Genomic DNA, 22,884 nt, shown 5'->3' on the forward strand with positions numbered 1-22,884 from the left:
TATTGACTTTTTGGGTTTACAATCATAAGAAACTGTAGATAATTTAGCTTATGGAAACACCTTAACTAATAACCACCTGATTTTATACAGTAGCCACCATAATGAACAGGAAAAGGGATCACACTCATGGGACAACGTTGTTTATTCACGGAAGGAAGCATCAGCCTGCCCGAAGGCTACAAAGAACAAACCGTCAACATCCTGATTTCCCCTACTGGCAATACGGTTAACATTTCACGGGATGACAAACCCGCTGATGAAACCTTTGATGACTATGTTGTTCGCCAAAAGCAACTTTTGCAACGCGCCTTGAAAGATTGGCAACTCCTTGAAGAAAAGCCTTCCGTGCTCGGTGAGGATGGTATTCACGGCCATCTTATCAGTTCACGCTACCGTCCGAACAAGAAGCAGCAAGTCTATCAAATTCAAGCCGTTTACCCTTTCAGTGATACCCAAACCCTGATTTTTACAATGTCATCGCCTAACGCCTTTAACGATGAGCAATGGGCATGGATGAATACTCTCCTACTTAGTTTTCAACCAAGAGGGTAATCGCCATGCCTGAAGCCGCCAGAGTCGGGGATATCATCGGTCACTCCAAATCAATGTGGGGAATGCTCGTTGGTACAGTATTAGGTGCCGCTATCGCCATTGGAGGCGCCGTTGTTTCCGGTGTATTAATGGGTGTCGGTATTGCTGCAAGCTGTATTGGGGTCGGCGTGCTTGCCATTGGTGCTTCACTGGCGGTCGGCTATGGCACGGGGCTACTGGCAGAATGGGTTCGGGATAAATGTGTTGAAACGGGGTCTAAATCGTTAAGTCCCAGTGGGGAAATTAAAACCGGCTCTCACAATGTTCGCATCAACGGTAAACCCGCCGCCATCTCCACACGGAGTCAGGTCAACTGTGACAAAGAAAATAGCCTGCGTCAAATGGCAGAAGGCTCTGGCTCAGTATATATCAATGGATTCCCAGCCTCTCGGGTTGGCGATAAGACCACTTGTGATGCCACAGTGATGGAAGGCTCCCCCAATGTCAGAATTGGTGGCGGTACGCAAGCTACCGAAGATATTGAGCCTGAAATTCCCTCTTGGCTCACCACCGCCTCTGACCTCACGATGTTATTCGCCGGGTTTTTAAGCTTTGGTGCTGGCGCGGCGAAAGCCCCCGGGGCTATAGCGAAGTTGTGGAGTAAATTACCGGGCAGTGCCAAAATAGGTCGCTTCTTTTGCCGCTATGGTAAGGTGTTTGCAGGTCTGGGGATGGGAATACCGGCTCTGGGCATTCTGTTACGCCCCGTTGAAGTGATTGGTGGGCAAAAAGTATTAAACGGTGAAGAGGAGCTGGATTTTACCTATGAATCTGAATTACCACTTTACTGGCAACGCAATTATTTAAGCAGCTATTGCTATGACGGTGTGCTGGGTCGAGGCTGGAGCTTTTTTTGGGAAAGCCGATTAATAAAAACCGAAGATGGCTTTGTTTGGCAAAACCTGTCGGGGGATATCCTCCCCTTTCCAGACATTCCACACGGACACCGTAGCTTTTGTGAGGCTGCCCAAGGTTGGATAATTCATAATGATGATGACAGTTGGACATTTCAGGATGCGGGGGAGCTACGTTACCATTACTCCCCTTTTGATGCCCAAGGCCATAGCCGCTTAAGCCATATTGTTGATAATGTGGGTAACGAGCAGCGTTTCCACTACAATGAGCAGCATCAACTGATCCAGATTACCGGTTGCGGTGACCTGAATATCACGTGTGAATACCAATCCTTTGAGCTTGAAGAGAAAACGGTATCACGCCTCACTGCCGTGTATCAGGTGAATGCCCATCAAGCACGCCGTCGTCAGTGTGCTTATTTTTATAACGAGCACGCTCAACTGGTGCGTGTCGAACAGCACACCGAGCACCCTTACCGCCAATTTGGCTGGACAGACGCGGGTATCATGGCGTGGCATACCGATAAATATGGTTTACGCAGTGAATACCGCTGGGAATTTACCGACGATAATCTGTGGCGTGTGATTGAGAACAGTACCAGTGAAGGGGAGCGTTACCGCCTCGAATACGATGATATCAACCTCACACGAACCGCGTATTGGCAAGACGGCACAACCGTCTTTTGGCAACTCAATGATGACTATCAGATTATTCAGTATACTGACCGTACCGGCATCCAAACCGAACTGCTGTGGGATGAATTCGGGCTACCGTGTGGCTGTCGCAACGCCGAAGGACATACCCAAACCAGTGAGTGGGATGAACTCGGGCGATTACTCAGTTTAACCGATGGCAATGGCAACCAAACTCGCTGGCAATATCAAAATGAACACGAACGCCTTATCACCGTCTTTTGGCCTGATGGCACTGAATCGCGTTTAGACTATGACCGCTTTGGGCGGTTAATCAAAGAAATTTCGCCTCTGGGGCAAACCACCGAATACCGCTATGACTTTAACAGTACGCTAAGGCCAACTGCTCGCATCGATGCCAAACAAGGCCGCAGCGAATTTCTTTGGACAAAGCGGGGGCAAATATTACGTCATATCGACTGCTCAGGCAAACAACATACTTGGCGTTATGATGATGAGGGGCGTGTTGTTTCTCAAACCAACGCCCTGCAGGAAGCTACAGAGTATCATTACGATGAGGCGGGGCGTCTCATGCGCATCGTGTTACCCGATGAGTCCACCGTGCAACTGGCTTGGAATGCCGCAGGGCTCCTCACCCATCACCAACGCAATGATAATACGCCGCGTCAATGGCAATACAACGCCTTCGGTCGCGTCACAACGGAAATTGATAAACTTGCTCGGCATATCCACTACCATTACAATGCGGAAGGTGCCTTAATTTCAATTGAAAACGCCAATGGCGGACGTTACCGACTCAACCGTGATGCCGAAGGGCGACTCATCGAGGAAATCCGACCGGATGATACGCTGCTACAATATCGCTATAACACCTTTGGGCGTTTAGCCGAGGAAACTCGTCTCGGTGACCGTGTGTTCCCTTCCCCAGCTCGCACGGTGTTGTTGCAGTATGACCCCGCGGGTAACCTTGCCCAACGGGAAACATTAACCGATAGCTATCAGTACCAGTGGGATAGCCTAAACCGCTTATTGGTGGCATCAAGGCAACCGAATCAACTCGGCCTTGAAATGGGTTTACAGGCTAACCAAGTTCACTTTACCTACGATGCTCTTGGGCGAATTACCCGTGAACAAACGGGCGATGATATCGTCGAATTTGCTTACGATGAACTCAATAACCCGAGCCGTCTGACGTTACCTCAAGGTGACAGCCTCAACTGGCTCTATTACGGTTCAGGGCATGCGACTGCCATCAATCACCTTGTTGAGGGTACACCGCACTTAATCACCGAATTTGAACGGGATGACCTACACCGTGAAATTAGCCGTACCCAAGGTGTTCTAACCCAATATCGACAGTACGATAAGCTGGGACGGACAATAAGCACCTTCAGCTCACGCGATAAACAGCATCCACTCAACGGCATTACCTCATCACGAAAATGGTTCTATGACGAACAGGATAACCTTGGCGCGATGGAAGACCATTATCGGGGCTGGGTGGAATACCTGTATGACTCTGAGCAGCGACTGAAAAAAGTTTCCAGTGGCGAAAACATGGACGCCATGCTGTTCTATGACCGTGCGGATAATCTGTTAGAGCGACCTCAATCAGAAATCGAGGCTCAAACGCCAGCTCTAAGCCCACTAGGGGATAGGCTACTTCAATTCCAAGGCTGGCAATATCGCCATGATGCGTACGGTAACGTGATTTCACGCGGAAATCCTAACCAAGTCAAACAAACGTATCAATATGATGGGGATAATCGTTTAGTTATCGCCCAGACCAGTGACATGAAAGCCCAGTATCACTACGATGCACTGGGTCGCCGCATTCATAAAGTTGTCGAATCACGGGCTCACGGCAAGTTAGCACGACATGAAACCCATTTTGTGTGGCAAGGACTACGGTTGCTGCAAGAGCAGGATATCAATACGGGTAAATGTCAGACCTATTGCTACGAAGAACACGGCAGTTATACTCCCCTAGCCGTTATCGTGAAGCAACCCGCAGGCTACCGTTATTACTGGCACCACTGCGACATTAACAGTGCTCCGCTCGACGTCACCAATGCTCAAGGCAATACGGTGTGGTCAGGGAAATATGAACGCTTTGGTTTTGTTCGCAATAGCCCATTAAGTTTCTACTCTGACCCAGAACGTGAAATGGAGTCCTTCGAGCAGAACTTACGCTATGCCGGACAGTATTTTGACACTGAAACGGGATTACATTTTAATACCTTCCGATTCTACGACCCACAGATAGGCCGCTTTATCATGCCTGACCCAATTGGATTATTGGGTGGGATAAACTTGTATGCTTATGCACCTAATCCATTGATATGGATTGACCCATTAGGATTATCTTTTGGGTCAGGTAAAGGAACTCATACAGCAAGAGCAACACTTTATGATAGCTCTGGCAATATAAAAGCTACGGGTATTTGGCAAAGTGGGAATATGACACCAAGTGAAGCTGCTTTAGGTTTCCCAAGAAGCACACTTGCAACACATACCGAGGCCAGAATCACCGTTGATTTAAAAGATATTGCTCTTTCAGGCGATAAATTAGTGATAGATGGTCAATATCCACCATGTAATTCATGTAAAGGAAAAATGAATATTTTCGCTGGGGAAACAGGTGCTAGCGTTGTATATAATTGGGGTGAAGGAACAGAACAGCAAACATGGAAAGCCACACCAAAGAAACAGCCCTCAACAACTTCAAAAAAATGCTAAGACAAGATCATGAATAATCAAATTATTTTTAAAGCCTCTATCGCTAATTGTTATACAGAGAACGACGTTGTTATTATAGGTATCGGCGATGACCCTATAACCCCCAAAAATTATCTAATAATATCGAGATTTGATGATGGCGATATAGATGATTCAATAGGTATTCAAACTCACCTATCAGAAAGAGAGTACTCTAACATTATCGATAAAGTCATACTAGGTAGGGACACCCTAAAGGTCAACATAAAACCAAACAAAATTAAAGACATAGGATTTTCAAGTATTTCAGCGTTTTTATATAATGATAAGATTGACCATATCACCTTGAAAGAATATATAAGTAATATTTTTCATAAAAGCTCTGTAAAAGTAAAGTTTGAAGATTAAGTGATCAAAAAAGTATAGCTTTTCGTAGTTTTAACTTCCATAACTACCAGCAGGGGCAACCCTGCTCAATAATTGCTCTAACAACAGGTATAAGCTCCTTGAAACAACAATCAGGAGCTTATCATGAAGCAACAAATACACGAAGTCCGTGAGTACCTATCACAACAGCTTTACCGAACAGAACAACTGTCATCCCCAAAAGATACCGAAGATTTTCTAGCCGTCCACCTTGGCGATAAAGAGCAAGAAGTCTTTGCTGTGATTTTTCTTAATGGTCAGAATCAGGTGATTCAGTACGCTGAAATGTTCAACGGCACCATTAACTACACCAGCATTTTTCCCCGAGAGATTGCCAAGTTAGGCTTAAAACTTAACGCTGCTAACATCATTTGTGCCCATAACCACCCATCTGGTACGCCAACGCCGTCAGAAAGCGACATTGCAGCGACCCGAACATTAAAAGAGACAATGAAGCTGCTCGATATCACTCTACTCGATCACATCATTGTTGCAGGTGGTAAAACAGTTTCTCTGGCTGAAAGAGGTCTGGTATGAAAACAGTTCTGTTGACTGCTTTCATTAAAGGACTCATCACCGCAGCCTTTCACATTCTAAAAGTGATATCCGCAAGTTACTACTAACCTAACTCAAATTTCATTATCACACCTACCAATAAGCATGCCTTAACGGCACCCCACCGAATGAACAGTGTAACAAGGCTTACAGGCCTGCCAAAACCCTTGTTTGCGGTTTTGGCATGTTTACACATCTTAGCATGCTCTATTGGCAGGGTCTGGAGGGAAATAATGGCTATTGTTGGCTACGCCCGTGTATCCACACGAGGCCAAAGCTTAGATGCACAACTCAATGCATTACAAGACTGCGACAAAGTGTTCAAAGAGATCATCAGCGGTGCAAAAGACAACCGCCCTGAACTCATGGCATTGCTTGATTACGTTCGTGAAGGCGACACGGTGAAAGTCACCAAGCTCGACCGCCTAGCACGCAACACAAAGCATCTGCTGGAGATTTCAGACCACTTAGAAGCAAAACAAGTCCGACTGCTCATTATGAACATCGGCATTGATACAGGCACGCCTACGGGCAAGCTAATGCTCACCATGATTGGAGCAATCGCCACGTTCGAACGTGAAATCATGCTAGAGCGTCAAGCTGAGGGTATCGCCTTGGCTAAGCAGCAAGGTAAATACATAGGCCGCAAAGCAACGGCTAGGGAGAAATCAGCGGAGGTACTCACTCTTCTTTCTCAAGGAGCTACCAAGCCTTTTATAGCAAAGCAGCTTGATATCAGTATTACCAGCATATACCGAATTGTTAACAATCAAAACTCACTATAAGGAGCTTATCATGGCGTTTTACACAATGACAAACTTTGCTGATCGCATTTCATTCATGAAAGATGGTCAGTATGTTGGTTCCGCAATGCCTAACGTATTTGGCGGTTATAATCTCTCAGATGCTGCTGGTCAGTCAATGGGGCATACCAGCACTTTTGGTAACACAGAAATGTTTCATAGTGATATGGGGCAACTAGAAGGATTTGCAAGACCAAACGTTTCTGGCGGCGTTGATTACTTTAGTTCAACTGGTTCCCTGCAAGCCATGTCAATACCTGATTTTCAAGGTATGACGCTACATGATGTAGTCGATGGCTCATCTGAACATATATCAGTAATTAGCGATAATATAAATGATGACCATGTTGACGGTTTATTAAGCTCCTTTCACAAGTTTCTTGGGTAAATGAAATGGATGATTTTCAACGCATAGAAGCAACTGCGTTAACGATTATGATAATGCATGCAAACGAGATTTTTGCAAAGGAATGGGATATTGCTTATCTAGCGGATATCCCTTATACACTCTGCCAATCACTTTGCATAAAAAACGATTCTGAACTGCACTTAAAGTTACGGCTCACAGACGAGCAGCGTGAAAAAAGCGTTGCCGCTATCACTGCCATGTTATCTGATAATGACAACTTTATTGCTCAAGCAGGGCATTACTACAGCTTATTCGTTAATCCTTTAGGCAAAACCGTAAGAGATATGATTGCCGAAGAGTATGATGAAAATCCGTTGGTTAGAAAAATAACACGCCTGTATCGTGGATTTGGACTTGATTTAGTGCTTGGCGTTTGTGATGAACTAATCAATAACGGTGTTTCACCTAAAAAACTATTAGCTGATCTCTCTGATTACCAAATTGCTAACCTTCCTTGTGAAAACTTCGAAGCTATAGTTCAAGCCAACTTCGATTTTGGAGTGGTCTCAGGTGCAGTTGATAGTAAGGAAGCAAAGTATGGTGAGTTGGTAGGAAATGTAGGAGGAGCTATTGCTGGGCTTAAAGCAGGTGCAGCACTAGGCACATTCATATTCCCGGGTTTTGGTACGGTTGTTGGTGGGGCTATTGGAGGAGTCGCAGGCAAAATCTTTGGAAAACAGCTAGGAAATGCATTTGGTCAAGGTTTTATAACTCCAAAAGATTCAGAAAGCCCCGAAAAGAAAGATTAACCCATTGTTTTCCAAGCATAATTAAATCATATCGTATGATTTCAATACCTTAAGGAGTGATATGAGCTTTCTAACAAAAATGGTAGATAAATGTTTACCTGAAAAAGCTAAAACTTCATTAGTTAAACATAAGGTGCAAAAAGAAGCCAAAAAATACGTTAATGAAAAGCTGGGGCTTGAAGGTCAGCTTGACCAACATGTAGATACATTAGCAGATAAAGTCATTGATACTGCTGGCGTATCTAATGTACTGAAAGCCAAGGATATCTATGACAAACTATCAAAATTGAAAAAAGATAATGGCTCTTCATGACTATCATCTCAACAGAGGATAATCAATGCTAGTTAAGACATTTCTATGAAAAGCAGCTTAATAACTCGCGGTAGCCTTAACTTAAGGCTACTTTCATATTCAATCAACACAAGCATCTAGGCCATGACTTTAAAAAATATTCCTTCTTATGTTCTTTCTATTACTCTTGCAATCACTAGCGTTCAAAGTGCTTATGCTGTACCTATGAGCTCAAAATCAAACAGTAGCGACTCTTGCGGTATTACATTCCCTTCTCAGCAATATTTAGAAAGTGAAGGTGTCGACTTTGATCCGGGTATCTACAGCTGCACCGACCTTGAATTACTAAAATCTAATGCTGAGAAAAAACAATTAGATGCCTTACGAATATTAGGTATCATGCATGAACGAGGTTATCTTGTTGAACAAAATACAGAAAAAGCTATCGAACTGCTGGAAGATGCAGCTAATCGAGGTGATAAAGCATCACAATATTACCTAGGCGAATCAATGTTACTTGTGACGATGAAGGAAAAACCAGATGGCACATTCGATATTGACGATGCTAGGCAACTATATTGGAAACAAAAAGCGGATTCAAAGTAATTATCATAACTGGAGTAGATATCAAACGGGTACTTTAACACATCCACCAGCTAGATTATAACGTCTAGCTGGTCATAAAAAACTTGAAAAACGGTACAAAACAGTGGTACATTGCTCCTCGAAGCGAAAACGTAACCGACTGTTAATCAATAAAAAGTTGGTATAGAACGCGTATCCTTGGTTCGATTCCGAGTCCGGCACCACGCATTTATAACCCTCGCTTAGGCGGGGGTTTTTGTTTATAAGGCCCACTAAAATCCTCACCTAAAGTTTCAGCTCCCTTGACTAAATATTGAACTAACGCTATTCCTGCCTCAACTATTCGACGATTATCACCACCGCCCCCCAACCCAGATTAATTTCATATATTCAAGAAAAAAAGCCAAGAATTAAACTTTCTCGGCATGAAAAACAATTTATTATGCAGATCTGAGGTTAAGAGAAAATTCTACTTATGAAATCGATTATTTTAGGGGGATTATCCTTGTAGATAATAAGATAAATAATAACAGGATCTAGTTAAATACTTAATTCACTCATTCTGTCTGAATAAGTGAATTATAATATTTCTAGAGTGCTTTTTTAATAAAGGCCATTGATATTTTTTAATTAAATCAGTTAACTAATACTCTTAAAATAGCACTTCCTTGAAAACTACCTTCAACAGGATTACTGATATCATTCGGATGAAAAGTTGATGTAATGGCTAATGTTTGAGTTGAACCTGCATTGACTTTAAAAGTACCGCTATAAGCATTACCGTTATATTTTAACTCACAGGTTCCACCATTACCACACTTGGTATAATTTTGAGTCTTACCTGAAACCTGTGAGCTTCCTATTAGAGAGACAGATACTGAAGCATCATAATCACAAGATAGCTGATAATTATAAGGCGATGTAACATTATTTATAGAGGAAGCCGGTGTCATATTTCCATGAGATAAATTAATTGTTCGGTTTACAATATTGCATTTACTGGTGATTTGCACAGGTATATTGATATAATTATTCATATAATTCCTCATAGTATCACCGAACTGCCGGTAACCATCCCAAGAGTTACCAGTGCTTGACCCCTTATTTTCCTCATATGCCCATGCAAAAGGGATACTTAAATTATATCGACCTGGATAAGCAGTTGACCTAGCAACAGTCACATTTAATGTCATTGTACGCTCGTAAGGAAGCACTTGTGAACCGAGGCCCCAAGTAGACCCAACATTCCAACAAGTATTAGGCCGTTGTTCTTGTAAATAGTTTGGGCCAACATAAACCTCATTAGTATTATTATTCGTATCTGCTAGTATCCACGAAATATTGGATAAGTAGTAATTTAACCCTGATGAATGCCTTTTCCAGGTGTTTGTTTGTGGTAATCTTATCCAATAACGATAATTTCCTTGTGCAGCTCCTGCGCCAGATGGTATGGGATTCGGATTACAAAAAGAAGAGACAACCCTCCAGCCTACAACTTGTGGTATGGTCACTCTAACTAAGCTGCCAGAGCTAGAATCTGTAACATCCAATGTAGGAGCAGTGGCAGATGCAGCCCCACCACTAGCTGGAACATGAAGGAAATTCTGTTGCCATGCTATATCTTGTGCATATGAATTAGTTACAGAAAATAAAACTAATCCTACTAGTATTTTATTCATTTAATGCCTCATTTTTTAGGATTAAATTAATCTCAGTGACCAAAACTAATAATTGGTAATATCTTATGTTTAATTATAAATAATGCTTAATGAAGCCGTGGCTGTAAAATTTCCAGCAGCTAAATCAGTCGTTCCCGTTTTATAAGGAACGGCAGTAATTGTAAATTGGCTATTAGCCTGCCCCGTATTAGAAAATCCCTTAGTGATTGCATACCCCCGAGCAGCAGACCCATTTAAACGTAAGGGTTGATTAGCATCAACATTATTACCCTGATATAACGCAATACCAAATCGACTGTAATTAGCACTTGTCGTTGAAACTCTCAAAACATTATCCGGTGCTCCCGTTAATTGATTACCAGTCACCTTAACATAAGGTGTTCCTTTGAAATATGTGCATGTAACAGGAATATTTTTTGTAATAGCGTTTGCTTGTCCATCAACGTCATAAGTCATTATTTGATTAAATGAAAATTTTATTGGTGAATTATTATTAATCGTGCAAGGGGGAATATAAATTGCACCTGTTATATTAATATTTATATCAACTGCGCCTGCAGATCCACATAATAGATATGAAAAAAAAATCATCTTAAAGTACTTATATCTATTCATAAGAAACCTCAAACTCTACCGTTGCATTATACATTCCAGAAACAACACTTTTATTTGCTATTGCAGTTGGACTTGCCTGAACAAAGGCATTAAATGTTAGCAACATTGTTCCATCATTAAGTTGGGTTCCTTGTCCACCATTATGATTTTGTCCTAATGTAATACGCTGGTTGCCATCAATATCGACAAACCCAATAGCTAGTTTCCCTTTGTTAGCACCAGATGAAAGTGAAAGGTAGTTTTGCTGTTCAGCACCCATTGCAGGTTCAGTTTGTCCATTAAATTTAATTTTCACCGATTTCCATAACGATTTTGCATCACATTGAATAAGTTTAATTGTAAATTTTTCTGTTGGCCGAATAGCAGGAAGTTGCCAATAGTCTCTTGGTGAACTATTAAGAAATACAATACTTTGATTCAAGCTAGATTGATCGATCTTACAAGGGGTATCAATCAAAGTACCATCAAAATTCATTGTGGTAGCAGAATTTGCAATAGGTAAAAAGACAATATTAAAAAATAATGTTATCTTTATTATCTTTCTATACAAAAAAATACTCATATAATTTACCTTGAACTAATTATATTGTAATTTAAGTGTCAATATATGATATTTACTATTAAGAATTTGCTTTTTCTGTTCATCAGATATTATATAGTTAATAACGCTATACTGTTGATAATGCTTGATTTTGCTTTCTCTTAATTTCATGCTTTCATCTATACTTTTTTCTGTTGGAAAAGATAATAAGCTGCTAAACATCACTTTATTTATTACTCGACCAACTTTACCTGTACTTTCATAAAAATCACATCCATCAATGATGATATCAATATCTTTTATATAAATATCTTTAAGCCTTACCTCATGAGAAATAAGATTACAGGTAGAGATTAAAAAAAGTCCTTTTATATATATAATACCTTCATTCTCTTTTTCATTTTGATTATGAAAATTAAGCTTTGCTTCATTAACATTAAAAAAATAATTATCTCTAGCAATCGGATCTGCTAAGCCAGTTTGAGAAATAAAAAGGCCATTAATATAAAGCATTAATATAAAAAGAATATTGTTATTTTTCACCTTTGTATCTCCAAACTAATTATTTTATTTTTTTTCAGCAATACAACGTTCGGCTTGACATTGAAATTTAATTGTCGGTCTTCCACCATAGTCATTAATATAAGATAAATATGGTGTTGAATATATTTTAGAATTAAGTGTTATTGAGGATTTTGGTGCAATCATTACTGCATTAAAATCCGAGTTAATAGCTTCACTTTCTGTACCACCTATTCCAAATATCGTTATATAATAAGGTGTTGGATTGTCTATTTTATAACCATCAGATAGTTTATTTAAAATAAGTTGATCCTGCCAAACTGCATTAGGTTCTCGTAAAATTTCTTTTGGTCTATAAAATAATTTTATTTTTGTATGTAATGCAATCTGTAATACATTATTATCTTCGCTTTTAGGTGGAACTTCTCTAACATTAAAATAGAATAAAGTTTCTCTATCATTAGGTAATTGATCAACGTCTGGAGTCGCGGATACTTTGATTAAACCTTTATCTCCAGGTTCGAGCCTCTGGACCAATGGTGTTGCAATTAATGGTCCCATTTCAATTTTTTCATCTTTATCATTTTCAATCCATGTTTGTGCTAAATACGGCAATTGCTTATTATCATTATTAATATTGATAACTAAAGCATTCGTTCCTCCTTCGTATATAGCCCTTGTTCTATCTAAAGAAATAGCTGAATATGAATTTGTTGTAATAACCAACCCGAATAATAAAAATGATATTTTTTTCATTTTAAACCTTTTGATTTAATAAATTACTATTATTTATTGTTCACACAATAACAACATCTTATTTCTTGGCTCTATGTGATTTGGTATCTTCGTTACACACTTTTGTTTAGGGCCCCAAGAAATATTAATTTCTTCATTTGGACTAATCCCCGTTAACCACGCAAATCCATCATCACTTATGATCCCTAACTCTCTTCCTTTTATATTACTAATCACAGAACCGAATGGTGGATGGGTATTATCTTTTAAGCGAATAATTGCAAATGCTTTTTCACCTTTTAAGACTTCAAATTTCCGATAACCAATCGCACCTTCCGTTAGCGATGACTCCACGATAGCTTGTGTTGCTTCAATGTTATTAGGAAGCTTTGTCAGATCAATAGATGTCTCATTACGATAGTAACTATTAATGTCGGTCACTACCCCAAATCCCCCATTATTTGTTGTTACTCGGCCACCATCAACAGGAACTCCAGCAACTCCTTCAGTATCAACCAATAAGCGAGTACCACCATTAAATCCTCCCGAATGTAGTGCCGCTCCTTTAGCTGTAACAGTGAGACCCCCATTCGCAGAAAAACCAAATGATGATGTATTTTTATCTGAAATAGTGGTATTAGCATTTATATTCGCGATTGGTGTATAACGTCCATAATACCCAGAAAAACTTGAGCTTCTTTCCATGCCTCCACCATGCGTGGTTGCAATATTTAAATTATAATTAGCTAAGTTATCATCGGTTGTATTAAAATATCCGATATTATGAGTATAATTTCCGGAGTTTTTGGAGCCATCATAATTTAGATATCCCTTGTTATTTTCTAATGGAATACTCACCCTTGCAAAAAATACATCATTATCTTTCCCATAAAATTTAGAACGAGAAGCAGATAGGTTTAGTGAAATATTTTCAATTCCAAAAATAGTCATGTATTTATTTACATTAATAGAGTAATAATCTGAATCGCTTTGTTCCCAGTATGTTTGATGATTATATTGCAAACCAATAGTTGTATTATATTCAGAAAGCCCTTTATTAAAGGATACTGTATATAGTTCTTTTTCTTTTCCCGTAAAATCACTACGATACCTTGCATCTAAATAATTCTGCATGGTCATATAATTGCGTTCACTAAACCTATACCCTGCAAAAGTAACATCTGCATCAAGATTATCAAATCGTTTAGAGTAACTTAAACGCCAAGATTTACCCTGCATAGCGCCGCGATCAGGTAACCTTGCATACGATTGTGTAATATCAGCAGAAAGAGCACCTAGCGCAAACAAATCTCGACCAACACCAATAGCTAAACTATTAAAGTTACCAGCAAGAATAGTACCACCATAGACAGTCCATGCATTACTTAAACCAACAGCGGCTTCGGTACTCGCAAATATAGGCCCTTCAGTGTTATGCAATTTATCTCTTGAGCGTCCTGATACAAGCTTATAACGAATTTGACCTGGTCTAGTTAAATAAGGCACATAGGCAGTATCAATTTGAAACTGGTTTGTTTTGCCATTTTGTTCAATAATTTCAACATCTAATTTTCCTCGTACCGAACTATCTAAATCTTGGATAGCAAACGGGCCCGCAGGCACAGTTGAATCATAAAGGATACGTCCTTGATGCTTGACCACAACTCTTGCATTAGTTTCTGCTATCCCTGTGATTTGTGGTGCATACCCTCTAAGCTGTGGAGAAAGCATTCTATCATCACTTTCTAAGCTAATACCTGTATAGCGCCAAGAGTTAAAGATGTTAGAGTTTATAAAATTTTCACCCACGGTTAGGTTCGATTTTAAACTTCTAATCGCTCTATACGCATAAACACGAGTGAAATCTAATAGATTTTTATTGTTTTCATCATTACCAGATGTTCGGGTATAACTTCCTTGATAATCAGAACGTACACGCCAGCTACCTAGGTTATAACCAACTGTTCCATTATAAAAAATATTTTGTGTATTTCTTCCCTTATGAGGAATAGTTACACTTGTATTAATGTTATAATCTAAAATAGCCCCTGTAATACCGTCATCCCATCTTGATGGCGGTAGCCAAGTCGAGCTTGTATATTCAAGCCAGATTTGAGGTATTTTAATTAATAAAATACCTTCATTTAATTTTGGCGTTATCTTCACTCCCTTTAAGCTTAATAGATCAACACACTGCCCATTGTTCCAAGTAGAAAGATCCTCTTGTACTTTTTCCTGTAACCCTAATGTAGCGATAATATCATTCGTTATACACGCTTGCGGTAATGCAGCTTTATTATTATCAGATTCTTCACTTTCGCTTTCTAAAAATTCTATTGTATATGTCGATGAACCTATTCCTTGTCCATTCAGATCTAAATTAAGTTGATATTTACCAGGTAAAATATATCCTGACTGACTAAATCTATTAAAGTCAATATTATTTTTAGATTTGGAATCAACAACATCTAAATTAAATTCTATAGAGAATCCATTTTGAGAATAAATTATAAATAATATAGTTGCCAAAATGCCTTTAGATTTTTTACTGATTTTTTTTCTGCTCATATTGGCTAATAACCTTAATTGTTTCATTTTAAAATTGTTAATAAGAAATAAAAAACAACTAATTATTCATAGTTTATTTTAAATAGAACACTCGCATAATAACTACCTGGCTTAACTACATCTGATTTTTTCATTACATCCAGTTGATAGTACAAATACGTATTATCTCCATCAATATAGACTATTGGTAATGGTTCTCCTGAGCTAGCAGTATATCCAGACTCATTTATTATTTTAAAATAGATATCTTCACTATTATTAAATGAAAATGAGCTAGGATCAGCCCCACTGATATCCGAATAAAACGTTAATGTTATCCCTTTAACCTTATCGATATTTCTAGACTTTGTAATAAACTGGCAGTCAGATAGTTTTATTTTTATTTTCTTATTTATTAACAAATTATCATCATTGATTTTATTTACTGGTATAACACCAAGATCAATCAATTGATATTTACTATCCATATCTAATGTACATGCTGGAGAAATTACTTTTCCTAAAAACTTTGCTGTTCCTTGCCACCAAACTTTGTCTGATGGTGAGTACTTCTCCGACACATCACCACTTGCAAAAGCTGAAAAGGTTTTAGTAAAAAATAATATTATTATAATTTTTTTAAACATAGATTTGACCTTAAATAATCGAGAGCAGAATACTGCTCTCGATAAACTCAATATTTTTTACTCATAGGCTAAAGTGAAGTTTGTTGTAGCATTAAACTCACCTTCAGCAATTGAACCATTAGTCGCTTTTTTCGCCCAAGTTGTATACAGAAGGGTGTTGCTATTATTCCCTAATGCTTGCAATCCACCAGCTTCATTAAAGTTAACTAAAGAACCTGTTGAACTAGAAATCACAATAGCTGTACCTGTATTTCCTGTTGTTGCTAATTCACTTTTTGTACCAGTAACAATATTTCCATTAAATGTTACTTTTACACCTTTATAAGATGTTGCTGCTTCATCATCAGTACCTGCTTTAGTTAAATCGCAATTAATTAATTTAATTGGAATTTGTTTAATCTGTGATATACCATTTTTTTCTAAAAGGCTTTTGCTAATTTGGCCAAAATCAATAGACTGGCTAGCACTCTCAGTTGCAATTCCACATGGTGAATCAATCACTTTACCTGAGAAATTAATGGTACCATCACCTGTCGCAGCTTGAGTAGCCGTTACTGAAAGTGCCATTGTGAAAATTGAGAATATCGCTAATTTATTCAATTTCATATTATTACCTTTATATTTAACTTGAAAACAAATATTATTAAACTAACTATATAAAAATATAGTTATGTATATTTTATAATCCAGAGGTAAATTCATTACTTCTTTTATTAAAATAAAAATTAATATTGAGTCGTAGATAACCCTATCAATATTTAATTAATATATTCAGAAAATAAATTTTTATAAAAACCTAACCAATTTTAGATATGCAAATAAAATGGAAAGGATTCTTTATTTTTTTGATGTATAGTTCGTGACATCAATCACAAGAACTTCACGATAAAAATCGTGACCATTAAACACCCAGTATCTGTAATATTGTATCTAATGTTTCAATACTGATACAGGTAATTCAATTTTCGTAGTGATGGAGAGTTGGATACTTTATTTTCATTTCCGTTCATAAATAACCACCTTCGTATATTTAAATTTATATTTAAAATTTTATTTCTTTATTTTCACTAATAAAATTAAAATAAAAAATTTAATATGTACTTAAAAACTAATTGCTTTAAATAATAGTTCCCTTATCAATTTAAGTAAACATGCTTACAACGATCGATAATCGAAATATGATAGTCTCTGGCTATCGATGACGTAATATTGATCGCTTTTGATTGTATTAAATGTGATTAAATATGAGCAAATTCAACAAGAAGGTAACATATCTAAAATTTATAGTGAAAATAAATAAAACACTTACTTAGTGTTAATATTATTTTTGATTATTAATTTATTTTCATTTTGTTACATATTGATAATTAAAAAAATAAAATCACAGTGTCCACTTCCCCTAAAATAAGACAAAAACAGAGAAAGGCTGGATGTATTTAGCCATCGTGATGGACTTATATTCTCGCCGTATTGTGGGTTAACACATCGATAAACGAATAACAGCAGATTTAGTCAGTAAAGCCTTGATGAAAGCGTATAACTTACGCCAGCCCGAAAAAGGCTTAGTTTTTCATAGTGACAGGGAAGCACAATATACGAGTATGCGCTATTGTCACTTACTAATAAATTATGGTATTCGAGCAAGTATTGGCGATGTTGGAGCCTATTGGGATAAGCCGTTGTAGAACGATTTTTTAGTAGCTTAAAGCACGATTGGGTCCTGAAAATCCCACAGCCGACTCGTAAACAGATGAAAGAAAATGTTACTGCGTATATGCGCTATTACAACCAAGAAAGGCTTCGTACTGCCAACGGTGATCTGCCCCCCCCATTGAGTATGAACAAAATTCCTAAAAAAAGTGCCCTGATTTAGTTGCGCAGAACAGTTGGATTTAATATATCAAAAGCAGGCAAATACACAATTTAAATTACAGTCTCATCTCATTATTAAATTAATAAATGATTTTGTACATTACCAGTATTAAAAAATTCATACACAACTTGAACAATAAATGAAAAGTCAGTTGTTATTTGATTTTTAGACCAATAGTCACCTAATATACAAATTGTTTCTTTAGTCATTTTTTCATCATAATATGTTCTAACTTCATAATCATCATTGATTATCTCACCTAACATTACTAAATAATTACCTAGCTCAGCCCTTACTTGTAACATTTGTGAGCCGATATCATTATCATGAATATCCAGTGTTAAAATTCCATATCCACTTTTTAATAATGTAAGTTTTTTTTCAATATCATCCCATATAGGATTTTCACTGTTCCCTCCAGTACCGTTTAGCGTCCAACTCAATGAAAATAACATTATTTTTTCTCCTTTAACGATTCCATACCAAGATTCCAATACAATGTTTTTCCAGTGCTTTCCTTATAAATGGTTAGAGATTTTAATCCTGCTTTATCTACCATTGCTGCAATATCTACGCGACAGTACCCACTCACAGGTTCTTTTGTAACTTTCATATTCATATCTCGACTAACCGTAATATCAAAGCCACCTTTACCGGTATTGATAAGCGCGATTGTAGTGTAAAAACACCGACAGCTAAAGAAGAAGAGCTAAAAACCAGAAAGTATACAGTGAGTTACGCCCCCAACAGAGGTAAACCGAACCCCAGTCCACAACTGATATTCAGCGGTAAGTGGTTGATCTAGCCAGGGTTTACGGTGGATAGCAACGTCACTCTCACCCGCCAAGCCGGACAATTGATTATCCGGCTGAGTGAGGAGTGAGAGTATTAAGAAGGCCCTGTGTAAAACAGGGTTTATTTACTCTTAAATTTATGTGAAAAACTATCTAAAATACTTTTCACGGGCAAAGAAGCATTTGACTCGAGATGGTATATTTTACCACTAATCTTGCCCAAATCATCTTCAGATAAACTACATATATCCATAGATCTTAACGAGTCGATACAACTAATAAATAAATCATAATTCTCAGTATCAATGAGCTTTAAAATAATATTTAGCTCATGACTATTTTTTAAATCACCCAAGCATTCGACCAATCTAGTTTTCCAAAATATAGATTTGTTCGATAACTCATTAAATAGGCATGACCAATCTGATTCGTTGAATTTACTTAAAATTTCAGCAGATTCATCAACGCCGCAATCATACCAATAATCTCCAGGTTCATTATCATTACTAAAATCAGTAATACATAAATCAAATTCTTTATACATATACATGCCTCAATCGATTGGATTAAAGCCAGGAGTCGCTTTTCCACCTACAGGATACCCAGCTGTAACTTGATTTCCTTTTTTAATCACATCAATTTCTACACCATTAATTACACCACGATGTAATGTTTCACCTGTTGAGCTTCTTTGCCCAATAGCTGTGGAATTACCAATTTATTTACAGAATCAATAATGCTTTTATCTGACCAATGCTCTGGGAATAGTGTACTTGTCTTAATTTTTGATAAGTTCCCATCTGGGAACTGAGTCGTAAATTTCACAACTCTTGTACCGTCTGGATTCAATTTTATTGTTTCTACAGCATAATTTGGATTTTCATTACTCACTGAAGGCGAGTGTCCGCCAATTAATTTATTTGAGTTTCCAACTCTTTGCCCCACAAGTATCTTGGCTTCTATTTCAGGTGAGATTACTGTTATATTGGGTTGATTAATTATCGGGTTAGTTTCTTTCCCTTTTTACCCGCCCCCTTTCGCTGCACTATCTATCCTAGAAGAACCTGTACCGCTAGCTCCTCCTTTCCCACCACTCGATGTAGTGGCTCGACCATCAATCCATTCTCATTCATCACAATCACAGTGGCTAAAATCCCTGTTAGCTCTTTGAGGTTTTCTGTTTGTGATGAATGTTTATTTATTCTATTTTCTAATGCAGGTTCGAGTTTAGATATTAAATCTCTTACCATTTATTGGCATTGTGCATTACAATCTGGCAAGCCTTCCAATGCTTTTAGGTCAGCTAATGCACTCTTCATGTCATTGGTTGATATTCCCCAAGCTTCCGCTTGCGACTGAAGTTGCCTGTCTAGTTTATCAATATCTTGTTGTAACTATTTTCTCTCTTCTGGTGTTTTTGCATTAGCGAACTCACCAACGAAAGTAATGATTTTTTCAGCATGTAAGAAGTTATTCTCAACCGTAGTCTTCCCTGCTTCGGCTGCATTTGCCGCACTCGATGTATCGCCACCCACTAAACCACCTGCAATACCCGCCGCCAAGCTCGCAAATGCACTGACTGTCGCTTTTTCGTCTTCCGTCAGCTCACCGACCTTTTTACCGTACAGTTCCACTGACAACAGGCCAACTGCTTCAGCCGTCATCGCACCCAGCGATTGCGCCCCTGCATTTTCACCTTTTGCCAGCGCTAATGCAACATTCGCAATACCGTGGGCAGCTATACGCCCCTCTTTATTCTCGGCTGGAATATGTTGCGCTATTTGATTCGCAATGTACGGCGCACTCGCATTCGCCACTGCTTTACTCACATCGCCATTCACCAATCCTTGGATTAATGCTGTACCTGATTCCACGATACGACGGTTATCACCGCCCACGCCCCAACCTGACGCTTGAACCGATTTTTCAATTCGGTCATTTAACACCGCATTTCGAATGACCGTTTCATCCCCTTTTAAGCTCGGGTCTTTGATAGAATCTATGGCTTTCTTGCGCTCATCATCTGTAACTGGCGTTTTATCAAAGTTTTCCCTTTTTTTCTTAGTCGCTTTAATCGTCTCATTCGTCACCGCAATATCGGTAATCTGCTTACCTAATTCGCCCACTAACTGCGTTTTTTCTATCCGTTTTTGCTCTTTTTCTTTGTCAAAAATCGTATCGAGTTTTTCATGGGCATTGTTGGTATCACGGCTTAAGTCGTTGATATTTTGCTTCTGATTAGCCTTATCACGGATAACAATTTCACCTTCCGACACCGCTGAGTGCGTGGTGTTGCTATCTTTCCCTTTGTTATTCACATTGTTGAGCAATGAACCTGCAGCATTGGTTACAAACTGGTCACCGACCTCGGCTCCACCGGTACTAAAGCCACCACTTTGACTATCCACCTTGTACTCGGCCTTGTTTTTAATGTCCCCAAAGCCCAGTGTGCCCGTATTCAGTGTGCTCTTATCCGCCTCTGCCGTACTGCTAATGACCGCGCCGTCGAGTTGAGTGTGCTTGCCGACCGTGATATCAAAGCCACCTTTACCGGCATTGATACCCGTTTGTTTATCTACCGATTGATAATCACTGTGCATCTCGGTTTTATTAGCATTCACCGAATGCCGTGGTATTCAACCCGCTTCCAATACTGCCAGATACACTGCCACTTTGTTGCTTCGAGTCGTAGCTCTCCGTCATTGATACTGGAAAAATAGTATAAGCTCGTCGATATTTTGAAACTCGAAGGCCAAGATATGATTGGTTATTTTTTAGATATGGCAAGCGCCTAAGAGAAGATTAAAGGGGGATTGGTGGAAGGGGAGTAATCACCATGGCTAAGTGCAATTGTCGTGTAAAAACACCGACAGCTAAAGAAGAAGTGGTCAAAACCAGACAGTATACAGTGGGTTACACCCCTAACCGAGGTAAACCCAACCCCAGCCCACAACTCACCTTAAGTGGTAAGTGGTTGAATGAGTTGGGGTTTGAGGTAGGCAGCCACTATACCCTCACTCGCCAAGCCGGACAGTTGATTATCCGGCTGGCTGAGGGGGAGTAAGGCGGCTAAGGAGATCCCAGCGCAGAACTGGGATCTTTTATTTTAGTCTTCATACTTAAAATCTATATTAATTTTCATTGTTTCTAGATCAACTACGATTTTACATTTAGACCAAACTGGAAGACCATTAGTTAAATTATTTTTAATGTAATATTCTCTTAACTCTACCAACAGTAATCTCAAATCATAACTAGCATTTTTATCAGGAATAAACCAATCTTCGAGACCATCAGCATCCACGTAATCGTACTCATACTCACAAGAATCACCTTCTGAAGATAAAGCTGCAAAAACAATTAGTTTACGTGCATTTTTTGGCCCAGCATTAACAAGTAATTGACCAATTCTGTTGTGAAGAACATCTAATTCCATCATTTTTTTCCACCATCAGGTATATTGCTAATATCTTTAACTACTGGTCTGCCCCCATCAATAGTATATGTCACGTTAAAACTTTCAGGCCGGGCGCTATTTCCTTTATAAACAGGTTCAATTTTAACATAAACTTCCTTATTTTCTTTCAAAGCTCTAACCCACGCATTTTCCATCTTCTTCCAGCCGCTTTTATTTAAAGTTCCATCCATTGGAACCATGTTTATTTTTTCACCAGGCCCATTTAATATACTAGCAAATAGATGTCCTCCCTCATCTTTTCCATTACCGCATTTACCAGTCTTACACTGCTGATATGTATTACGATCGTTTTTATTCAGTGATAAAGAACCTTCTGCGAGACTTGTACGACCTAATGAATCCGTCTGAAATATTTTATTGTCGTCCACTTTATAAGTAGTATTTGGCTCTGGCTTGTTCAATTGTTTATTCCAATCACCCTTACTACCTGACTTTACTTCAACAATTTTTTGTTCTGTAGATATGCTTGCTTGATTATTCCCTTTACCACTTCCAATACCAGCACCAATCCCTGCAGCCGCCATTGCTAAGTCACGTTCTTTTGTGGTTTCCGCTGAACCACCTAACTGCTCAGCACGATAAATGGCTAAATTGCGAGAACCTTCTAGATTTGGAAGTGTACCTCTAATCTCAGCCCACTCCTTCTGTTCAGCGTCAGTGAGGGCTCCAATACCACCATTATTATGCGCTTGTTAATGATCATGCAAAACTCCACCAAATTAGGCAGGAAAGATCGTGTAAAAATGATCCACCTGATAGCTCTGCTACACTCCCTGTTTTTGCAAGGGATAATTTGGAATGCTTTGTATGGAAACCA

At 38.7% G+C, this 22,884-nt stretch carries 26 protein-coding genes and 1 pseudogene; 11 read left to right on the forward strand and 16 right to left on the reverse strand.

Annotated features, from left to right (window positions below; all coding sequences use genetic code 11):
- Positions 1-126: 126 nt before the first annotated feature.
- The 9 genes from ACLPIE_RS01185 to ACLPIE_RS01225 all read left to right on the forward strand — a co-directional run bounded on the left by ACLPIE_RS01185 (position 127) and on the right by ACLPIE_RS01225 (position 8,657).
- A complete protein-coding gene (locus ACLPIE_RS01185) occupies positions 127-552 on the forward strand; it encodes a DcrB-related protein (RefSeq protein ID WP_430258897.1) in 426 nt (141 codons plus the stop codon).
- 5 nt (positions 553-557) lie between these two features.
- On the forward strand, positions 558-4,838 hold the full coding sequence (locus ACLPIE_RS01190) for an RHS repeat-associated core domain-containing protein (protein ID WP_430258898.1): 4,281 nt from the start codon (positions 558-560) through the stop codon (positions 4,836-4,838).
- 9 nt (positions 4,839-4,847) lie between these two features.
- Positions 4,848-5,225 (forward strand): hypothetical protein, encoded by a 378-nt coding sequence (locus ACLPIE_RS01195; protein ID WP_430258900.1) that lies wholly within the window; start codon positions 4,848-4,850, stop codon positions 5,223-5,225.
- A 123-nt stretch (positions 5,226-5,348) separates the two neighbouring features.
- Positions 5,349-5,780: a JAB domain-containing protein gene (locus tag ACLPIE_RS01200; RefSeq protein ID WP_081335901.1), complete on the forward strand. Its 432-nt coding sequence runs from the start codon at positions 5,349-5,351 to the stop codon at positions 5,778-5,780.
- A gap of 251 nt (positions 5,781-6,031) precedes the next feature.
- A complete protein-coding gene (locus ACLPIE_RS01205; protein WP_430258902.1) occupies positions 6,032-6,583 on the forward strand; it encodes a recombinase family protein in 552 nt (183 codons plus the stop codon).
- Positions 6,584-6,593: 10 nt separating this feature from the next.
- Positions 6,594-6,989: a hypothetical protein gene (locus ACLPIE_RS01210; protein WP_430258904.1), complete on the forward strand. Its 396-nt coding sequence runs from the start codon at positions 6,594-6,596 to the stop codon at positions 6,987-6,989.
- Positions 6,990-6,994: 5 nt separating this feature from the next.
- A complete protein-coding gene (locus ACLPIE_RS01215) occupies positions 6,995-7,759 on the forward strand; it encodes a hypothetical protein (RefSeq protein ID WP_430258906.1) in 765 nt (254 codons plus the stop codon).
- A 61-nt stretch (positions 7,760-7,820) separates the two neighbouring features.
- A complete protein-coding gene (locus ACLPIE_RS01220) occupies positions 7,821-8,072 on the forward strand; it encodes a hypothetical protein (RefSeq protein ID WP_430258908.1) in 252 nt (83 codons plus the stop codon).
- Positions 8,073-8,195: 123 nt separating this feature from the next.
- Entirely contained in the window at positions 8,196-8,657 is a 462-nt protein-coding gene (locus ACLPIE_RS01225; RefSeq protein WP_008914915.1) for a tetratricopeptide repeat protein, read from the forward strand.
- Between the two features lie 614 nt (positions 8,658-9,271).
- Here ACLPIE_RS01225 and ACLPIE_RS01230 read toward each other — a convergent pair.
- The 8 genes from ACLPIE_RS01230 to ACLPIE_RS01265 all read right to left on the reverse strand — a co-directional run bounded on the left by ACLPIE_RS01230 (position 9,272) and on the right by ACLPIE_RS01265 (position 16,528).
- The gene (locus ACLPIE_RS01230; RefSeq protein WP_430258910.1) at positions 9,272-10,315 is read right to left on the reverse strand and encodes a PixG protein; all 1,044 of its coding nucleotides are present in this window, start codon (positions 10,313-10,315) and stop codon (positions 9,272-9,274) included.
- Between the two features lie 69 nt (positions 10,316-10,384).
- The gene (locus tag ACLPIE_RS01235; protein WP_430258912.1) at positions 10,385-10,930 is read right to left on the reverse strand and encodes a fimbrial protein; all 546 of its coding nucleotides are present in this window, start codon (positions 10,928-10,930) and stop codon (positions 10,385-10,387) included.
- Entirely contained in the window at positions 10,923-11,492 is a 570-nt protein-coding gene (locus ACLPIE_RS01240; RefSeq protein ID WP_430258914.1) for a fimbrial protein, read from the reverse strand. Before ACLPIE_RS01240 ends, ACLPIE_RS01235 begins: the two co-directional genes overlap by 8 nt.
- Before the next feature lie 15 nt (positions 11,493-11,507).
- A complete protein-coding gene (locus tag ACLPIE_RS01245; protein WP_430258916.1) occupies positions 11,508-12,014 on the reverse strand; it encodes a fimbrial protein in 507 nt (168 codons plus the stop codon).
- 24 nt (positions 12,015-12,038) lie between these two features.
- A complete protein-coding gene (locus tag ACLPIE_RS01250; RefSeq protein WP_430258918.1) occupies positions 12,039-12,749 on the reverse strand; it encodes a fimbria/pilus periplasmic chaperone in 711 nt (236 codons plus the stop codon).
- Between the two features lie 33 nt (positions 12,750-12,782).
- Positions 12,783-15,296, reverse strand: coding sequence for a fimbria/pilus outer membrane usher protein (locus ACLPIE_RS01255; protein WP_430258920.1), 2,514 nt, complete (start codon positions 15,294-15,296; stop codon positions 12,783-12,785).
- Positions 15,297-15,358: 62 nt separating this feature from the next.
- Positions 15,359-15,922 carry a fimbrial protein gene (locus ACLPIE_RS01260; RefSeq protein WP_430258921.1) on the reverse strand — a complete coding sequence of 188 codons (564 nt, stop codon included), beginning with the start codon at positions 15,920-15,922 and terminating at the stop codon, positions 15,359-15,361.
- A gap of 57 nt (positions 15,923-15,979) precedes the next feature.
- On the reverse strand, positions 15,980-16,528 hold the full coding sequence (locus tag ACLPIE_RS01265) for a fimbrial protein (protein WP_430258923.1): 549 nt from the start codon (positions 16,526-16,528) through the stop codon (positions 15,980-15,982).
- Between the two features lie 806 nt (positions 16,529-17,334).
- Here ACLPIE_RS01265 and ACLPIE_RS01270 point away from each other — a divergent pair.
- Positions 17,335-17,795: pseudogene (locus tag ACLPIE_RS01270) on the forward strand (DDE-type integrase/transposase/recombinase); the annotation flags it as partial.
- Positions 17,796-17,869: 74 nt separating this feature from the next.
- Here the strand turns inward: ACLPIE_RS01270 and ACLPIE_RS01275 are convergent.
- From ACLPIE_RS01275 to ACLPIE_RS01300, 6 genes are all read right to left on the reverse strand, one after another.
- Positions 17,870-18,250 carry a DUF6911 family protein gene (locus ACLPIE_RS01275; protein ID WP_430258925.1) on the reverse strand — a complete coding sequence of 127 codons (381 nt, stop codon included), beginning with the start codon at positions 18,248-18,250 and terminating at the stop codon, positions 17,870-17,872.
- Positions 18,250-18,468 carry a cytidine deaminase-like fold-containing protein gene (locus ACLPIE_RS01280; RefSeq protein ID WP_430258946.1) on the reverse strand — a complete coding sequence of 73 codons (219 nt, stop codon included), beginning with the start codon at positions 18,466-18,468 and terminating at the stop codon, positions 18,250-18,252. Before ACLPIE_RS01280 ends, ACLPIE_RS01275 begins: the two co-directional genes overlap by 1 nt.
- Positions 18,469-18,710: 242 nt before the next feature.
- Complete coding sequence (locus ACLPIE_RS01285) at positions 18,711-19,133, reverse strand: hypothetical protein (protein WP_430258926.1); 423 nt, start codon at positions 19,131-19,133, stop codon at positions 18,711-18,713.
- 110 nt (positions 19,134-19,243) lie between these two features.
- Complete coding sequence (locus ACLPIE_RS01290) at positions 19,244-19,591, reverse strand: EndoU domain-containing protein (protein ID WP_430258948.1); 348 nt, start codon at positions 19,589-19,591, stop codon at positions 19,244-19,246.
- A 47-nt stretch (positions 19,592-19,638) separates the two neighbouring features.
- Complete coding sequence (locus tag ACLPIE_RS01295; protein WP_430258928.1) at positions 19,639-19,839, reverse strand: hypothetical protein; 201 nt, start codon at positions 19,837-19,839, stop codon at positions 19,639-19,641.
- Between the two features lie 144 nt (positions 19,840-19,983).
- Positions 19,984-21,210, reverse strand: a complete 1,227-nt coding sequence (locus ACLPIE_RS01300) for a VENN motif pre-toxin domain-containing protein (protein ID WP_430258929.1) — start codon at positions 21,208-21,210, stop codon at positions 19,984-19,986.
- Between the two features lie 215 nt (positions 21,211-21,425).
- Between ACLPIE_RS01300 and ACLPIE_RS01305 the strand changes: the two genes are divergently transcribed.
- Positions 21,426-21,653: a SymE family type I addiction module toxin gene (locus ACLPIE_RS01305; RefSeq protein ID WP_430258931.1), complete on the forward strand. Its 228-nt coding sequence runs from the start codon at positions 21,426-21,428 to the stop codon at positions 21,651-21,653.
- 42 nt (positions 21,654-21,695) lie between these two features.
- On the opposite strand, the gene ACLPIE_RS01310 is transcribed toward ACLPIE_RS01305, so the two are convergent.
- Positions 21,696-22,028: a hypothetical protein gene (locus ACLPIE_RS01310; protein ID WP_430258933.1), complete on the reverse strand. Its 333-nt coding sequence runs from the start codon at positions 22,026-22,028 to the stop codon at positions 21,696-21,698.
- Entirely contained in the window at positions 22,025-22,591 is a 567-nt protein-coding gene (locus ACLPIE_RS01315) for a DNA/RNA non-specific endonuclease (protein WP_430258935.1), read from the reverse strand. The genes ACLPIE_RS01310 and ACLPIE_RS01315 overlap by 4 nt, the downstream gene beginning before the upstream one ends.
- Positions 22,592-22,884 lie beyond the last annotated feature (293 nt).

It is taken from the genome of Providencia sp. Me31A (genome assembly GCF_050487165.1).
GTDB lineage: Bacteria > Pseudomonadota > Gammaproteobacteria > Enterobacterales > Enterobacteriaceae > Providencia.

Bases quoted from the DNA above. Each gene is read 5' to 3' on its own strand.
- ACLPIE_RS01230 (WP_430258910.1), bottom strand. From the start codon at position 10,315: ATGAATAAAATACTAGTAGGATTAGTTTTATTTTCTGTAACTAATTCA.
- ACLPIE_RS01260 (WP_430258921.1), bottom strand. From the start codon at position 15,922: ATGTTTAAAAAAATTATAATAATATTATTTTTTACTAAAACCTTTTCA.
- ACLPIE_RS01215 (WP_430258906.1), top strand. From the start codon at position 6,995: ATGGATGATTTTCAACGCATAGAAGCAACTGCGTTAACGATTATGATA.
- ACLPIE_RS01235 (WP_430258912.1), bottom strand. From the start codon at position 10,930: ATGAATAGATATAAGTACTTTAAGATGATTTTTTTTTCATATCTATTA.
- ACLPIE_RS01225 (WP_008914915.1), top strand. From the start codon at position 8,196: ATGACTTTAAAAAATATTCCTTCTTATGTTCTTTCTATTACTCTTGCA.
- ACLPIE_RS01275 (WP_430258925.1), bottom strand. From the start codon at position 18,250: ATGTTATTTTCATTGAGTTGGACGCTAAACGGTACTGGAGGGAACAGT.
- ACLPIE_RS01250 (WP_430258918.1), bottom strand. From the start codon at position 12,749: ATGAAAAAAATATCATTTTTATTATTCGGGTTGGTTATTACAACAAAT.
- ACLPIE_RS01310 (WP_430258933.1), bottom strand. From the start codon at position 22,028: ATGATGGAATTAGATGTTCTTCACAACAGAATTGGTCAATTACTTGTT.
- ACLPIE_RS01265 (WP_430258923.1), bottom strand. From the start codon at position 16,528: ATGAAATTGAATAAATTAGCGATATTCTCAATTTTCACAATGGCACTT.
- ACLPIE_RS01305 (WP_430258931.1), top strand. From the start codon at position 21,426: ATGGCTAAGTGCAATTGTCGTGTAAAAACACCGACAGCTAAAGAAGAA.
- ACLPIE_RS01200 (WP_081335901.1), top strand. From the start codon at position 5,349: ATGAAGCAACAAATACACGAAGTCCGTGAGTACCTATCACAACAGCTT.
- ACLPIE_RS01205 (WP_430258902.1), top strand. From the start codon at position 6,032: ATGGCTATTGTTGGCTACGCCCGTGTATCCACACGAGGCCAAAGCTTA.
- ACLPIE_RS01195 (WP_430258900.1), top strand. From the start codon at position 4,848: ATGAATAATCAAATTATTTTTAAAGCCTCTATCGCTAATTGTTATACA.
- ACLPIE_RS01190 (WP_430258898.1), top strand. From the start codon at position 558: ATGCCTGAAGCCGCCAGAGTCGGGGATATCATCGGTCACTCCAAATCA.
- ACLPIE_RS01185 (WP_430258897.1), top strand. From the start codon at position 127: ATGGGACAACGTTGTTTATTCACGGAAGGAAGCATCAGCCTGCCCGAA.
- ACLPIE_RS01285 (WP_430258926.1), bottom strand. From the start codon at position 19,133: ATGTATAAAGAATTTGATTTATGTATTACTGATTTTAGTAATGATAAT.
- ACLPIE_RS01220 (WP_430258908.1), top strand. From the start codon at position 7,821: ATGAGCTTTCTAACAAAAATGGTAGATAAATGTTTACCTGAAAAAGCT.
- ACLPIE_RS01255 (WP_430258920.1), bottom strand. From the start codon at position 15,296: ATGAGCAGAAAAAAAATCAGTAAAAAATCTAAAGGCATTTTGGCAACT.
- ACLPIE_RS01295 (WP_430258928.1), bottom strand. From the start codon at position 19,839: ATGGTAAGAGATTTAATATCTAAACTCGAACCTGCATTAGAAAATAGA.
- ACLPIE_RS01210 (WP_430258904.1), top strand. From the start codon at position 6,594: ATGGCGTTTTACACAATGACAAACTTTGCTGATCGCATTTCATTCATG.
- ACLPIE_RS01315 (WP_430258935.1), bottom strand. From the start codon at position 22,591: ATGGCGGCTGCAGGGATTGGTGCTGGTATTGGAAGTGGTAAAGGGAAT.
- ACLPIE_RS01240 (WP_430258914.1), bottom strand. From the start codon at position 11,492: ATGAGTATTTTTTTGTATAGAAAGATAATAAAGATAACATTATTTTTT.